This window comes from Pseudoxanthomonas sp. (assembly GCF_035999195.1).
GTDB lineage: Bacteria > Pseudomonadota > Gammaproteobacteria > Xanthomonadales > Xanthomonadaceae > Pseudoxanthomonas_A.
Map to the genome: position 1 here is coordinate 1,525,352 of NZ_DASYGY010000009.1, position 13,605 is coordinate 1,538,956.

17 protein-coding genes and 1 tRNA gene are annotated in these 13,605 nt (G+C 69.3%); 4 read left to right on the forward strand and 14 right to left on the reverse strand.

Annotated features, from left to right (window positions below):
• The first annotated feature begins 30 nt into the window (after window positions 1-30).
• The 3 genes from VGN58_RS14230 (at window position 31) to VGN58_RS14240 (ending at window position 2,364) form a co-directional block, all read left to right on the forward strand.
• The gene (locus VGN58_RS14230) at window positions 31-1,452 is read left to right on the forward strand and encodes a dihydrolipoamide acetyltransferase family protein (RefSeq protein WP_327483835.1); all 1,422 of its coding nucleotides are present in this window, start codon (window positions 31-33) and stop codon (window positions 1,450-1,452) included.
• A gap of 131 nt (window positions 1,453-1,583) precedes the next feature.
• Window positions 1,584-1,967 carry a VOC family protein gene (locus tag VGN58_RS14235; protein WP_327483836.1) on the forward strand — a complete coding sequence of 128 codons (384 nt, stop codon included), beginning with the start codon at window positions 1,584-1,586 and terminating at the stop codon, window positions 1,965-1,967.
• Between the two features lie 10 nt (window positions 1,968-1,977).
• Complete coding sequence (locus tag VGN58_RS14240) at window positions 1,978-2,364, forward strand: VOC family protein (protein WP_327483837.1); 387 nt, start codon at window positions 1,978-1,980, stop codon at window positions 2,362-2,364.
• Between the two features lie 6 nt (window positions 2,365-2,370).
• Here VGN58_RS14240 and VGN58_RS14245 read toward each other — a convergent pair whose 3' ends face one another.
• From VGN58_RS14245 to VGN58_RS14265, 5 genes are all read right to left on the reverse strand, one after another.
• Window positions 2,371-2,805, reverse strand: coding sequence for a BLUF domain-containing protein (locus VGN58_RS14245; RefSeq protein ID WP_327483838.1), 435 nt, complete (start codon window positions 2,803-2,805; stop codon window positions 2,371-2,373).
• Window positions 2,806-2,876: 71 nt separating this feature from the next.
• Window positions 2,877-4,523, reverse strand: a complete 1,647-nt coding sequence (locus VGN58_RS14250) for a M28 family metallopeptidase (RefSeq protein WP_327483839.1) — start codon at window positions 4,521-4,523, stop codon at window positions 2,877-2,879.
• Between the two features lie 193 nt (window positions 4,524-4,716).
• Window positions 4,717-5,646, reverse strand: coding sequence for an MBL fold metallo-hydrolase (locus tag VGN58_RS14255; RefSeq protein ID WP_327483840.1), 930 nt, complete (start codon window positions 5,644-5,646; stop codon window positions 4,717-4,719).
• A 94-nt stretch (window positions 5,647-5,740) separates the two neighbouring features.
• A complete protein-coding gene (locus VGN58_RS14260; protein ID WP_327483841.1) occupies window positions 5,741-6,040 on the reverse strand; it encodes a hypothetical protein in 300 nt (99 codons plus the stop codon).
• A 4-nt stretch (window positions 6,041-6,044) separates the two neighbouring features.
• Window positions 6,045-7,340, reverse strand: a complete 1,296-nt coding sequence (locus VGN58_RS14265; RefSeq protein ID WP_327483842.1) for a tryptophan--tRNA ligase — start codon at window positions 7,338-7,340, stop codon at window positions 6,045-6,047.
• 180 nt (window positions 7,341-7,520) lie between these two features.
• On the opposite strand from VGN58_RS14265, the gene VGN58_RS14270 reads away from it, so the two are divergent.
• Complete coding sequence (locus VGN58_RS14270) at window positions 7,521-8,324, forward strand: hypothetical protein (protein ID WP_327483843.1); 804 nt, start codon at window positions 7,521-7,523, stop codon at window positions 8,322-8,324.
• 72 nt (window positions 8,325-8,396) lie between these two features.
• On the opposite strand, the gene VGN58_RS14275 is transcribed toward VGN58_RS14270, so the two are convergent.
• The 9 genes from VGN58_RS14275 to plsY form a co-directional block, all read right to left on the reverse strand.
• Window positions 8,397-8,618 (reverse strand): CsbD family protein, encoded by a 222-nt coding sequence (locus VGN58_RS14275; RefSeq protein ID WP_327483844.1) that lies wholly within the window; start codon window positions 8,616-8,618, stop codon window positions 8,397-8,399.
• 219 nt (window positions 8,619-8,837) lie between these two features.
• Window positions 8,838-8,972: an entericidin A/B family lipoprotein gene (locus VGN58_RS14280; protein ID WP_327483845.1), complete on the reverse strand. Its 135-nt coding sequence runs from the start codon at window positions 8,970-8,972 to the stop codon at window positions 8,838-8,840.
• A 201-nt stretch (window positions 8,973-9,173) separates the two neighbouring features.
• The gene (locus VGN58_RS14285) at window positions 9,174-9,326 is read right to left on the reverse strand and encodes an entericidin A/B family lipoprotein (RefSeq protein ID WP_055937078.1); all 153 of its coding nucleotides are present in this window, start codon (window positions 9,324-9,326) and stop codon (window positions 9,174-9,176) included.
• Window positions 9,327-9,473: 147 nt separating this feature from the next.
• A complete protein-coding gene (gene rocF, locus VGN58_RS14290) occupies window positions 9,474-10,397 on the reverse strand; it encodes an arginase (protein ID WP_327483846.1) in 924 nt (307 codons plus the stop codon).
• 98 nt (window positions 10,398-10,495) lie between these two features.
• Window positions 10,496-10,571 (reverse strand) — tRNA-Thr (locus tag VGN58_RS14295).
• A 13-nt stretch (window positions 10,572-10,584) separates the two neighbouring features.
• Complete coding sequence (locus tag VGN58_RS14300; RefSeq protein ID WP_327483847.1) at window positions 10,585-11,244, reverse strand: SPOR domain-containing protein; 660 nt, start codon at window positions 11,242-11,244, stop codon at window positions 10,585-10,587.
• A gap of 19 nt (window positions 11,245-11,263) precedes the next feature.
• Window positions 11,264-12,013: a type III pantothenate kinase gene (locus VGN58_RS14305; protein WP_327483848.1), complete on the reverse strand. Its 750-nt coding sequence runs from the start codon at window positions 12,011-12,013 to the stop codon at window positions 11,264-11,266.
• The gene (gene birA, locus VGN58_RS14310) at window positions 12,010-12,978 is read right to left on the reverse strand and encodes a bifunctional biotin--[acetyl-CoA-carboxylase] ligase/biotin operon repressor BirA (RefSeq protein WP_327483849.1); all 969 of its coding nucleotides are present in this window, start codon (window positions 12,976-12,978) and stop codon (window positions 12,010-12,012) included. The genes VGN58_RS14305 and birA overlap by 4 nt, the downstream gene beginning before the upstream one ends.
• Entirely contained in the window at window positions 12,975-13,601 is a 627-nt protein-coding gene (gene plsY, locus VGN58_RS14315; RefSeq protein WP_327483850.1) for a glycerol-3-phosphate 1-O-acyltransferase PlsY, read from the reverse strand. Before plsY ends, birA begins: the two co-directional genes overlap by 4 nt.
• Window positions 13,602-13,605: the final 4 nt, after the last annotated feature.

The following is a 13,605-nucleotide window of genomic DNA, read 5'->3' on the forward strand; positions in this document are numbered from 1 at the left end:
GCGCACACGCGACACCCTCAGGACATACGAATGAGCGAGAGCAAGACCTTCCACCTGCCCGACCTGGGCGAAGGCCTCCCGGACGCCACCATCGTCGAGTGGTTCGTCAAGGAAGGCGACGTGATCCGGCTGGACGAGCCGCTGGTGTCGATGGAAACGGCGAAGGCCGTCGTCGAAGTGCCTTCGCCCGTCTCCGGCAAGGTGGTCAAGCTGGCCGGCGCGGCCGGCGACATCGTCGTCACCGGCAGCATGCTGGCCGTGTTCGAACCCGACGCCAGCCTGCCGCAGCGCGCGGAAGGCCAGGACACCGGCCACCACCACGGCCCGCCCAAGTCCGCCGTGGGAGCGACGTCAGTCGCGAACCCGACACCCGCTGCAACCCCTATCGCGACTGACGTCGCTCCCACAGACAAGGACGCCGACGCCGGCACCGTGGTCGGCGCCATGCAGTCGTCCAATGCGGTGCACACCGAACAGGCCATCGCCGTCGGCGGCGTCAAGGCCATGCCGGCCGTGCGCGCGATGGCGAAGAAGCTCGGCGTGGACCTGACCCGCGTGCGGGCGAGCGGCGCCGATGGCGCCGTGACAATGCAGGACGTCAAGCGGGCCGCCGCCGATGGTTCCAACCTGCTCCCCTCTCCCACCGCGAGAGCGGTCGGGGGTGAAGGTGCGCAGCATCCGGTTGCTCGCGCTCGCACCGAACCCTCCACCACCACATCGGCACCTTCTGCCGAGGCGCGAAGGGAAGAACAACGCACCGCACTGTCCGCCAGCGGCAAGCCCATGCGCACGCAGCCGCCCGGCGTCTCCGTCAGCGGCCAGCCCGAACAACTCAAGGGCGTACGCCGCAACATGGCGCGCGTCATGGCCGATGCGCATGCCAAGGTGGTGCCGACCACGCTCAGCGACGACGCAGACATTCATGCGTGGACGCCCGGCAACGACATGACCGGCCGCCTCGTGCGCGCCATCGTGCGCGCCTGCAAGACGGTGCCGGCGATGAACGCCTGGTTCGACGGCGACAAGCTGACCCGCACGCTGCATCCGCACGTGGACATCGGCATCGCCGTGGACACCGACGACGGCCTGTTCGTGCCCGCGCTGCGCAATGCGGACCTGCTGGACGCGGGCAGCGTACGCGAGAGCATCAACCGCCTGCGCATGCAGGTGGAAGACCGCAGCATCCCGCCGTCGGAACTGGCCGGCTACACGATCTCGCTGAGCAACTTCGGCATGTTCGCCGGCCGCTACGCCACGCCGGTGGTGGTGCCGCCCTGCGTGGCCATCGTCGCCGCCGGTCGCGCCCGCCACCAGGTCACCCCGGTCATGGGCGGCTTCGAGTCGCACAAGGTCATTCCGCTGTCGGTGACCTTCGACCACCGCGCCTGCACGGGCGGCGAAGCGGCACGCTTCCTCAAGGCGCTGATCGACGATCTGGCGCTGCCGGCCTGACGGAGCGCGCCGCGCGGGTGCACGGCGCTGACTCGTGTCGCCTGCCCCGCCCGCGACACCGGACACTGCGGTCGGCATCCGACCGCAGTGCGTGGCAGGATGGCACGCAGACCCCTACCGCAGGTGCCGCCATGGCCCATCGCAGCCGTCTTGCCGGTTTCATCATCGATTGCCAGGGAGGCGATCACGATGCGGCCGCCGAGTTCTGGAGCCAAGCGCTCGGACTTCCGGCCACCGATACGTACGAAGAGGGGCAGGCGCGCTATGCGGAGCTCGGCGATGCACCCGGCGGCCTGCACGTGGAAGTACAGCGCGTGGAGCACGCCTCGCGCGTGCACCTGGACATCGAGAGCGACGACATCGATGCCGAAGCGGACCGGCTGGAGGCGCTGGGGGCGAAGCGGATCGGCTTCGTCAAGCGCTGGTGGGTGATGGAAGCGCCCACTGGGCACCGGTTCTGCGTCGTGCGACTGCGCGATCGCCCGGGCGCTGCCGCGCCTACCACCTGGGACTGAGTGACACGCCATGACCCATCGCAGCCGCCTTGCCGGTTTCATCATCGACAGCCAAGTCGACGACCTGCCCGCCGCGTCCGCGTTCTGGAGCGAGGCGCTCGGGTTGAAGGTCACCCATCCCGATGACGGTGGCGTGGGGCTCTACGACAAGTTCGAGCCCGGTCCGGGCGGGCTGCACATCGAGGTGCAGAAGGTGAAGCACGAGGCCCGTGTGCATCTCGACATCGAGACCGACGACATCGACGCCGAAGTCGCGCGACTGGAAGCGCTGGGCGCCAGACGCGTACGGCACGTGCACCAGCGCTGGTGGGTGATGGAAGCGCCTACCGGGCACCGCTTCTGCGTGGTACCCATGGACGAGCGCAACGCGCGCGGCACACCGAACCGGTGGCCGTGACGCGGCTCAGTGCGCGAGCACCGCTTCGTCCTTCCAGAACGTCAACAGACGGGCCAGGCCGGGAGAGGCGGCGGACTCGTCTTCCAGCCAGGGCATCTCGCGCTGCCACTGCGACTGGCTGAGCTGCTGCACCAGCGTCTGCGGCGCCTTGGCGAACCCCATGTGCCAGCGCTGGAACAGGCGCTTGTCCACCCTGCCCTGCTCCAGGATCTCCAGCCGGTGATGCTGGCTGGCGCGGGCGATGCGCGCGTAGATCTGTTCGACATCGGCGCGCGTGCCCTCCAGATACTGGAAGAACCGCTGGCCGCCATACAACAGCGCACCGGTCACGTCGGCGAGTTCGTTCGCCACGCGCGCATCCAGCAGCAGTTGGTCCAGGTCCGCGGCATCCAGCGGGCGCGTGGCCTGGCTCTGATAGACCAGGGCGTGAAGAGGGGCCACGGACGTTCCGGTGCGCGAAAGGATGCGCAGCATAGCGCAGCGAATCACATGAACGGCGTGCGCCAGCGCCGCTATTTCCGTTCAGTCTCGCTGCGCTCGCGCACCGCCTTGAATTCTGAACCGTTCAGCCAACGCGGCCATGCATCGCTGTCCGCGATCTCCCGGCCGAGCGTATGGAGCAGCGCCACATCCTGTGCCTGGCCGCTGGCGTCCCACGACGACGTCCACGCGTCGCAGGGCTGGTGATAGCAGCGGGCGAAGTAGGCCTCGCGCAGCGCCTTGCCGCTCGCGACGCCGCCGTCGTGGCGGTCCAGCCCGGCGCCCACGGTGATGGCGGGAACGCCCGCGCGCGCGAACGCGAAGTGGTCGGCACGATAGAAGAAACCGGCTTCCAGGTTGGGGTCCGGCGAGTACGTGCGCCCATGCGCTTCGGCCACGCGCCTGAGATCGCCTTCCAGCGACACGCGGCCCTGGCCCCACGAGGCGATATCGCGGTTCGGGCCGTCGGGACTGAGCATTTCGATGTTGAGCACCGCTGCGGTCTTGGCCAGCGGTGCCAGCGGATTCGCGGCGTAATAGGTGGCGCCCTGCAGGCCCTTCTCTTCCGCCGTCAGCGCCATGAACAACAGCGTGCGCTGCGGGCGCGGACCGGCGGCGAACACGCGCGCCAGTTCGATCACCGCGGCGACACCGGTCGCATTGTCCACCGCGCCGTGACGGATACGGTCGCCCGAGGCGTCCGGTTCGCCCACGCCGAACGCGTCCCAGTGCGCGGAGTAGATGACGGTCTCGTCCGGACGCCGCGCCCCCTCCAGCTTGCCGATGACGTTGCGGGTCACCACCTGGTCGCGCTTGACGGCGAACGCGGCGGACAGCGTCGCGCCGCCCAGCGCCACCGGCGTGAACGCCTTCGTCTGCGCACGACGTTTCTCCGCCTCGAAGTCGAGTCCAGCGCGCTTGAACAGCGACACCGCCAGGTCGCGCTGCATCCAGCCGCGCAGCAGCGTGTGGTAGGTCGCCGCATCGGGACGCGGAATGTCGAATACCGCCGACAGGCCGGACGCACGCACCGTCGCCCAACCGTAGGCCGCCGGTGCGGTCTCGTGCACGATCAGTGCGCCCGCGGCGCCCTGGCGCGCGAGTTCCTCGTACTTGTACGTCCAGCGGCCGTAGTAGGTCACCGCACGTCCGTCGAACGCACCCGGCGCGTCGGTCTCGAAATCGGGATCGTTGACCAGCACCACGGCGACCTTGCCTTTCAGGTCGGCGCCCTTGTAATCGTCCCAACCGCGTTCGGGTGCGGTGATGCCATAGCCGACGAACACCAGGGGCGCGTCCACCAGCGCGACACGATCGACCGGGCTCAGGCTCTGCAGCACCACGTCATCGCCGTTGGTCAGCGTCTGAGTCTCGCCACCGATGCGCAACGATGCGCTCACCGCGCCCTCCACCTGCGCACGCACCAGCGGCACATCCTGGGTCCAGCCGCCTTGCTCGCCACCGGGCCGTACGCCCGCCTTCTTCAATTCGTCGACGATATAGGCGACCGTCTTCTCCTCGCCCGGCGTCGCCGGAGCGCGGCCCTCGAACTCGTCCGACGCCAGCACGCGCACATGCCGCGACAGGTTGTCGGCACTGATGCCGCCGCCGGGGATGTCGGCGGCGAGTGCCGGCATCGCGCACAAGGACAACAACAGGAGCGGGAGCGGAGATTTCATGGAGATGACCTTGCGTGGAAACACCGGGAGTCTATGCGATGCGCCTGTTGTAGGAGCGACGTCAGTCGCGACCGTACGAATCGGGAAACCTGTTCTTCCTGAAAGACACGACTGCACCGCGCACGAAGAAGCATCTCATCACTGATCGCATCCGGTCGCGACTGACGTCGCTCCTACAGAAAGCAACACACCCTCACGGCCGCCCACGATCCAGCCACACGCCCAGGCCCTGGGCATTGAGTTCGATGTCCATGGCGAGCAGACGCAGCACGTCCTCGTCCGCCAGGGGCACCTGCTGGGCATGGGCACGCTCCAGATACAGCGCCGACAGCGCGGCGGTGAGGCAGCGGTGGCGGTCGGCGCGTCCGTCGCAGGCGTCGGCGATCGCCACCATCGCATCGATCTGTTCGTACAGCGCCTGCGCCAGTCGCGGCACGTCGCCGACACGGCCATAATGGGTCAGGTACATGCCGTCGGGCTCGTACGCGACCATGCGCGCGATGCTGGCCTTCAACGCGCCCGGTTCGAACTGCACCGGCGTGGTGGTCGGCAGGATGAAGGCGCCCGCCGGTCCATCCAGTTCGCGGTACGACAGGCCGAAGGTATCGCCGGTGAACCAGCTGCGGCTGCGCGCGTCCCAGATGCAATGGTGGTGGCGGGCATGGCCCGGCGTGTCGATGCATTCCAGCGCGCGTCCGGCCAACATCACCGTCTCGCCATCGGCCACGATGCGTACGCGGGCCTCCGGTACGGGCTGGATGGCACCGTAGCTGCGCTGCATTTCCTCTTCGCCATACACCGCGGTCGCCCCGGCGATGAGCTTCCCTGGGTCGATGAGGTGCGGCGCCGCACGTGGGTGTGCGACCAGTGTGGCGTTCGGCAGGTGCTGCATCAGCAGGCCGGCACCGCCCGCATGGTCCAGATGCACATGGGTGACGATCAGCAGGTCGATGTCCGCCGGCGCGAGACCGGCGCGCTGCGCCGCGGCCAGCAGCAGCGGCACGGAATGGTTTGTGCCGCAGTCGATGAAGGCGCCGCGCCCAGCCTCGACGACGAGATAGGCCGCGTCGAAGTGATCGCGCTGGAAGGCGGTGTCGATGGTATGGATGCCGTCGAGGCTCATCCGCGGGCCTGTGTGGGGTCGGATGGTCCGATTCTAGTCCGCGAGCCGCGACGGCACGACCCGCCTTTGGTGGAACGCCCCGTCGACGCGCGGCTCAACCGCGCGACAGCCACCAGCCGCGCAGCGGCACCGCCAGCGTCAGCACGAACAGGAACGCGCCGTAGGCCACCAGCGTCGCCAGCACCTGCTTCCAGATCGCGCCGGTGCCCGCATCGGCGGCTCCCAGCGCATAACCCCATTGCATGCCCAGGACGCTCAGCACGAACGCCACCGCCAGCACCACGAGGTCGAAGCCAGCGCGGCGTGCGCTGCGCGGCTGGCGCGGAAACAGCCAGTACAGCGAACCGAGCAGCAGGAACCACGGCAGGAACAGGATCACCGCCAGGTACGGCATGGCCTCAGGCCTCCGCCGCGCGCAACGCCGCCAGCGCCGCCAGCACGTCCGCCACCGGCACCTGCAGCACGATCTCCGGCGTCTCCATCGCGTCCGCCTGCTCGGCCTGCTTGAGCACGCCGATCAGCTTGCCGGCGTCCTTCGGCGAATCGAAGCCGTTGCTCTGCACCAGCACTCTGCCCTCGGCGTCGGTGAGCTTGAAATAGAAGCGGCCATCCGTATCGCGGTACTGCTTGAACGCCGGCAGCGCCGCCTTCGACGCCGCGACCTTCGCCTCGACCACCGGTTGCTGCGACAGGTCGCGCAGGCCCACCGCATGACGCAGCTCGGCCAGCAGCGGCGTGGCGTAGCGTTCGCGCAGGCGGCGCGCGCCGTCGCGCAGGATGGCTTCGATGTCGGCCGGCTTGGCCATCAGCGCCTCGTACTTCTCGCGCAGCGGGGCGATCTCCGCATCGATACGCTCGAACAGCTGCTGCTTGGCCTCGCCCCAGCCGATGCCGTCGGCGAACTGCTGCGCGAACGCGCGCGTTTCCTCCGCGCTGCCGAAGGCCTGGTAGAGCTGGAACAACGCCGAGTCCTCGGTGTCCTTCGGCTCGCCCGGCCCGCGCGAATCGGTCAGGATGGAGAACACCAGCTTCTTCAACTCGTCGCGCGGCGCGAACAGCGGAATTGTGTTGTGGTAGCTCTTGCTCATCTTGCGCCCGTCCAGGCCGGGCAGCGTGGCCACGTGGTCGTCGACCAGCGCCTCCGGCAGGGTGAAGTACTCCTTGCCGTACACGTGGTTGAAGCGCTGGCCGAAGTCGCGCGCCATCTCGATATGCTGGATCTGGTCGCGGCCCACCGGCACCTTGTGCGCATTGAAGATCAGGATGTCGGCGGCCATCAGCACGGGGTACATGAAGAGGCCCGCGCTGACGCCCGCATCCGGGTCTTCGCCGTCGGCATTGTTCTTGTCCACCGCCGCCTTGTAGGCATGCGCGCGGTTGAGGATGCCCTTGCCCGCCACGCAGGTCAGGAACCACGTCAGCTCGGTGATCTCCGGCACGTCGCTCTGGCGGTAGAACCACACCTTGTCCGGCTCCAGCCCGCAGGCCAGCCACGTGGCGGCGATCTCCAGCGTGGAGCGCTGGGTGCGCGCCGGGTCCTGCGCCTTGATCAGGCTGTGCAGGTCGGCCAGGAAATAGAAGCTTTCCGTATCCGCGGCCCGGCTGGCGGCCACCGCGGGGCGCACGGCGCCCACGTAGTTGCCCAGGTGCGGAGTGCCCGAGGTGGTGATGCCGGTGAGGACGCGGGTGGTCATGTGCGAAGCGTGCGGTGCGGGAAAGCCGGCAGTTTACCGGCTGGGGCCAAGCGTTGCCGGCGGCGCGATGCGACACGGCGTCGCAGACGGCCTGCTGGCCGCTTAACCGATCAGGCGAAGCCGTCACCCCGTTCCCGGCTCCGGCCCGTTCCCAGCACCGTCCCCACCCGGAGAACGGACATGCTGCATCGCTTCCTCACCACCTTGGCCACGCTGGCGCTGATCGCCGCATGCACCCCCGCCCACGCCCGTCCGCTGGTGGATGTCAGCGTGATCGACCGCGACACCGGCGAATCGCTGGCCCGGTATCCGCATCGCGGCGACCTGTGGGTCGCCGGCACGCCTGGCCACCACTACAGTGTGCGGCTGGCCAACACCACCGGCGAACGCGTGCTGGTGGTGCTGTCGGTGGACGGCATCAATGCCGTCACCGGCCAGACGGCGGACCCGTCGCAGGCCGGTTATGTGCTGGAACCGTGGCAGGTCACCGAGATCAGCGGCTGGCGCAAGTCGATGCGGGAGGTGGCGCAGTTCGTGTTCACCGACCTCGGCGACAGCTACGCCGCGCGTACGGGCCGTCCGCGCCATGTCGGTGTGATCGGCGTGGCCGCCTTCCGCGAGGCACGCACGTACCGCTATCCGAACTACATGCCACCGCCCATCGCGCGCGGGACGATGGAGAAGCGGATGGAAGCCGAAGCAGCCTCGCCCGCGGCATCGGCGCGCAGCATCCTCGCCGACGATTCGGCACGCCAGCAGAGCATCGGCACCGGCCATGGCGGGCGCGAGTGGGCGCCGACGTCGCGCACCGGTTTCGACCGCGCGACCCGCCAGCCTGAGCAGGTCAGCGAACTGCGCTATGACGAACACCGCCGTCTGGTCGCGATGGGCATCGTGCCGCACCGCCATGGACCGGCGTGGCACGACGATGCCCCGCGCGCGTTCCCGGGCGGCTTCGTCGCCGATCCGCCCCGCCGCCGCTGACGACAGCCGCGACCGGCAAACAAAAGGGCCGCCCTGGGGCGGCCCGTTCTCTACAGCGTCAGGGGAAGCAGGTCAGTGCTTGAAGGTGCTGTCCGAACGCAGCGCGCGCTGGAAATCCGCGACCTCGGTACGCGCGCGATCGCGGTCGTAGCCGTACCGCTCCTGCAACCTGCCCTCCAGGTACTCCGCGTTGCCTTCCGCGACCTTGAAATCGTCATCGGTCAGATCGCCCCACTTCGCCTGGATCTTGCCTTTCAGCTGCTTCCAGTTGCCGGCGATGATGTCCTGATTCATGGTGTTGCCTCATTGGGTGAGCGGCAGGGGGCGCCGCACGGACAGCATCGCCGCGCGTGCGTTCCCATCCGATCAAACGCGCGTCAACGCGGCATTAGGAAGTGCTGAACGATTCAGTGGAATGACGACCTCTTCGCGGCAGCGAACACGCCGTGCCGGATGCCCGAAAACAAGACGGGCCGCATCGCGGCCCGTCGGGTGGCAAGAACGTTCCGGCGCTTACCTGCCGGAAGAATCCTCGACCTTTTCGCCCACCTTCTGCACGTCCTGACCGAACCCCTTGACGGTGTTGCAGCCGGACAGCACGGCGATGGAGAACAGGGACAACATCAGCAACGCGGCGACACGCTTCATAAGCGACTCCTGTGGACGGTATGGGCGGACTGGAGCGGCGGACACCGGAAGGTCAGGCCTCGCCGCGCCACCCGCGCAGTGTCATTCAAGCACGCTGGCTGGCGGCTGACCATCCGCCTGCGGTCTGCGAAAAAAAGAAGGGGCCGGTTTCCCGGCCCCTCGTGGGCCGCCCCGGAGGACGGCCGTCTCAGACAACGTGCATCAGCACTTGCCGTCCTTGCAGTCCTGGGCCTTGTCCTCGACCTTCTCGCCGACCTTCTGCACGTCCTTGCCGGCACCGGCCATGGTGTTGCAGCCCGACAGGACCGCCATTGAGAACATCGCCGTCAGCAGCAGCATCATTGCACGCTTCATGTGTCATCTCCTGGGTGGATAGGGGTGCCGCCAGCGGGTGCGTCCCACCACGTGGCGGCGTGTGCGTGCACCTTCGGCGCCGGCGCGTATAGGCCGCGTGAAGCGCCCTCGGCGCGATTCAGCCGCAGTTTTCCCGCGGGCCTCCCCTCAGTCGCGCATCAGCGTCGACTTGCCGAACAGGCTTTCCACCAGGTCCACCGTCAGCTTGGCCGTGCGGTTGCGGCGGTCCAGTACCGGGTTCAGTTCGACGATGTCCAGCGAGCCCATCAGGCCGGTGTCGGCGATCATTTCCATCACCAGCTGCGCCTCGCGGTAGTTGGGGCCGCCCGGCACGGTGGTACCCACGCCCGGCGCGATGCTGGGGTCCAGGAAATCCACGTCGAAGCTGACGTGCAGGTGGGTGTCGGCATCCACGCCTTCCAGCGCCGCTTCCACGGTGCGCTTCATACCGACCTCGTCGATGTAGCGCATGTCGTACACATCGACCTGATGGTCCTTGATCAGCTTCTTCTCCTCCGGATCGACGGAACGGATGCCGATCTGCCGCACCATCGCCGGCGTGATCGCCGGGGACTCGCCGCCCAGCTTCGTCAGCGCATCGGGCCCGATCCCGCACAGGCAGGCCACCGGCATGCCGTGGATGTTGCCCGACGGCGTGACCTCGCTGGTGTTGAAGTCCGAATGCGCGTCCAGCCACAGGACGCGCAGTTTCTTGCCGGCCTGGCGGCAATGCCTCGCCACGGCGGTGATCGAGCCCATCGCCAGGCAATGGTCGCCGCCCAGCATGATGGGAAGCCGGCCGCGCTCGAGTTCGGCGGCAGTCGCTTCCATTACCGCACGGTTCCACGCGACCACCTCGTCAAGATGGCGGTAACCGCCGACCGGGCCGGTCCAGGGGTTGGCCGGTCCCTGCACATTGCCGGTGTCGATCACGTCCACGCCCCGCGCCGCCAGCGCCTCGCCGAGCCCCGCGATACGCAGCGCATCCGGCCCCATGCGGGCGCCGCGATGGCCGGCGCCGACGTCGGTGGGCACGCCGATCAGGGACACGGGAGGAAAGGCTCGGCTCATGGGTACGTCCTGCGGGAAACAGGCGCACAGTCTATGCGGTCGGCGATGACGGGGCTGTGGCATCGCAACACATGGTGCGATGGCGCGTCCGCGGAAGATGGTGCCGCTTATCCGAATCGAACGGATGACCTACCGCTTACAAGGCGGTTGCTCTACCAGCTGAGCTAAAGCGGCGTGGGGCGCAATTCTAGCGCAGCGCGGTGCATTCGAGCGGCTGCGGCGCGCCACTGGACGCCGCGCGGGCGATGGCGATCGGGTCGATGCCGTCGGCGACGCCGGCGTCCAGCCACCACAACCCCGGACCGGCACGGCCCACCGGCTGCAGTTGCGCGGGGAAGCCGGCCGCCTGCAGCTGCGCAAGACGCCGCTCGGCCGCCTCGCGACTGCGGTACCGCCCCAGCGCGATGCCGTTCGCCTGGTCGCCCTGGCGCACGACCAGGAAATCATCGAAGCCGGCCGCGCCGATCCTCGCGGCCACCGCCTGTGCGTCCTCCAGCGATGCGGCCGGCGGGATCACCACCTGGTATCCGCTCGCGCTGATGCCCGGCACTTCGCGCAGGCGGGCGCGCAGCAGCTGTCCGGCCGTCGCGGCCTGCGCCCGCATGGCCGCGTTCTCGCTGGTGTACGGTCCCAGACTGAAGCAGAGAGCGACAGGCGCGGGCGAGGCGACCGGCGTCGACATGGCCGGCGCGTTCGTCTGCGCGGGCTCGTCCACCAGTTGCAGGCGGGCAACGCCCGCGGGCAGGTCAGGGCCCGGCACGGGCGCCGGCGCAGGACGGGTCAGCCACCAGGCGGCGGTGCCGAGGTTCAACACCACCAGCAGGACGATCAGGGCACGGATCAGCATGCGGCGATTCTAGCCGCGCTCACGCCTCGGCACCGAGCCGCGCCCAGACGGCCAGCCCTTCAAGCACGAGCGCAGGCGCCATCTCGCCTTGGCCCAGTCGCGATGCCAGCGCCGCCGCACCGCCGCCATGCAGCAGCAGCGATGGGCGCTGCCCCAGCGCTTCCTGTGCCTGCTGCAGGCTGCGTTCGATCAGGCCCAGCGCCGCGCCGTCGCAGCCCGACGCCAGCGCGTCGACCGTGTCGGCGGCGAATTCGACATAGGCGCCACCCTGCGCAGGCAGCTGCGCGGCAGCGGCATGCAGGGCGTCCCGCATCAGCTGCGGCGAGGGCGCGATGCGCCCGCCGTGGTGGCGGCCGTCCGCATCCAGCAGGTCGACCGTCACCGCCGTGCCCACGCCGACGACCAGCCACGGCGGCGTGCCGCGTCGGCGCGCCGCCAGCAGGGCCAGGAAGCGGTCCACGCCCAGCCGCGCGGGTTCTGCGTAGGCGATGCGCACGCCGGCCAGCGCCGATTGCGTACGGGCGATCGAAATGGCGCCGAAGCGTGTGGTCAGCCACTCGATGACCGAGGCCGTGCGGATCGGCGACGCCACGCTGGCCACGATGGCGGTGGAGCTCTCGCAAGTCGCCGTTGCCGGTATCGCCTGGTCGAGCGAAGCGACGAGCGCGTCGTCGTAGGCGAAGGCATGCATCTCGCCCGGCCTGCCGTCCGCCCGCAGCGGCGCGCACTTCACCCGCGAATTGCCCAGATCGAAGACCCACTGCGTCATGTCGCCCTCACGCTGACCTCGCCCGCATGCACCCGCCTCACCGCGTGTCCCACCCTCACGCGCAACGCGCCGTCCTCGCCGATGCCCTCGGCCACGCCGTGCTCATCGCCCTGCGGACCATGCACGGTGACGGCGCGTCCCGCCAGCACATCCAGCGCCGCGTACCGCGTCAGGAAAGGCGAAAGTCCTTCCCGGTCGAACTGCTCCAGCGCCGGCAACAGCGCATCCAGCAGCTGCGCGGCGAGCGCGTTGCGCGATGGCGCGCCCTCGCCAAGACCGGCCAGATCGGTCCACGCCTGGCCGATGGTCGCGGCGACGACCGCCGGCATGCGCACGTTCACGCCGATGCCGATCACGGCTCGCACGGGCCCGCCATGTTCGCCACCGCCTTCCACCAGGATGCCGCCCAGCTTGCGCCCGTGCACGAGCAGATCGTTGGGCCACTTCACGCCTACCTCGGCGTAACCGGCCCGACGCAGCGCTTCGGCAGCCGCCACGCCGACCACCAGGCTGAGACCGCCCAGGCGGGCGAGACCGCCGGAGAACTGGCGCGACAGCGACAAGTAGAGATTCGCTGCGATCGGCGACGCCCACTGGCGTCCGCGCCGTCCCCGCCCGCCGGTCTGCTGTTCGGCCAGCAACACGTCGACCCCGCGCTCCGGCGCTTTCCGGCGGAGCAGTTCGCTGTTGGTCGAATCCAGCGACCACGCGACCTCGAGCGAGGACAGCGCGCCGGCGGTCGCAGCCTGGAGCTGCGCACGGATGCGCTCGGCCTCCAGCAGTTCGACCGGGTCGGCGAGCGCGTAGCCACGCCCGGGCTGCGCTTCGATGCGCAGGCCACCTTCGCGCAGCGCCTCGATCCGCTTCCACATCGCCGCCCGCGTCAGTCCGGCCTCGTCCGCCAGCGCATGGCCGGACACCGGGCCTTCGATCAACCGCTGCAACAGGGCGCGCTCGCCGGTCACGCGCGACGGCGCCAGACGCGCACGCGCTCGAAGCGCGATTCCGTGCCGTTGCGTAGGCGCCGCACATTGACGCGATGGGTGAAGAGCACCAGCAGCGCCGCGGCGATGGCGAACATCTGGGTGGCGCGATCCATCTGCAGCCACCACGCCAGCGGCATCAGGCAAGCGGTGGCAATGATCGACGCCAGGCCGACATAGCCCGTCGCGACCAGCACGCCGAGCCACACCGCGAACAACGGCAGCAGCGCCAGCGGCCACAGCACCGCCAGGCCGCCCAGCAACGTGCCCACGCCCTTGCCGCCGCGGAAGCCGTGCCAGACCGGCCACACATGCCCCATCGCCGCGACGAATGCCGCCAGGAACCCCAGCGCGCGCGGCGACAGCGGGCCGTCCAGCGGCGCGAACCGCAGCGCCAGCCAGGCCGCCAGCGCGCCCTTGCCGATGTCGACCAGCACCACCCCCAGCGCGAACTTCGCGCCCTGCGTGCGGAAGGCATTGGTACCGCCGGCATTGCCGCTGCCCTGCGTGCGGATATCGACGCCGCGCAGGCGGCCGAGCACCAGGCTACCCGACACGGAGCCGATCAGGTAGGCGAACAGCAGGAGCAGGCAGGCGATGAGCATGCCG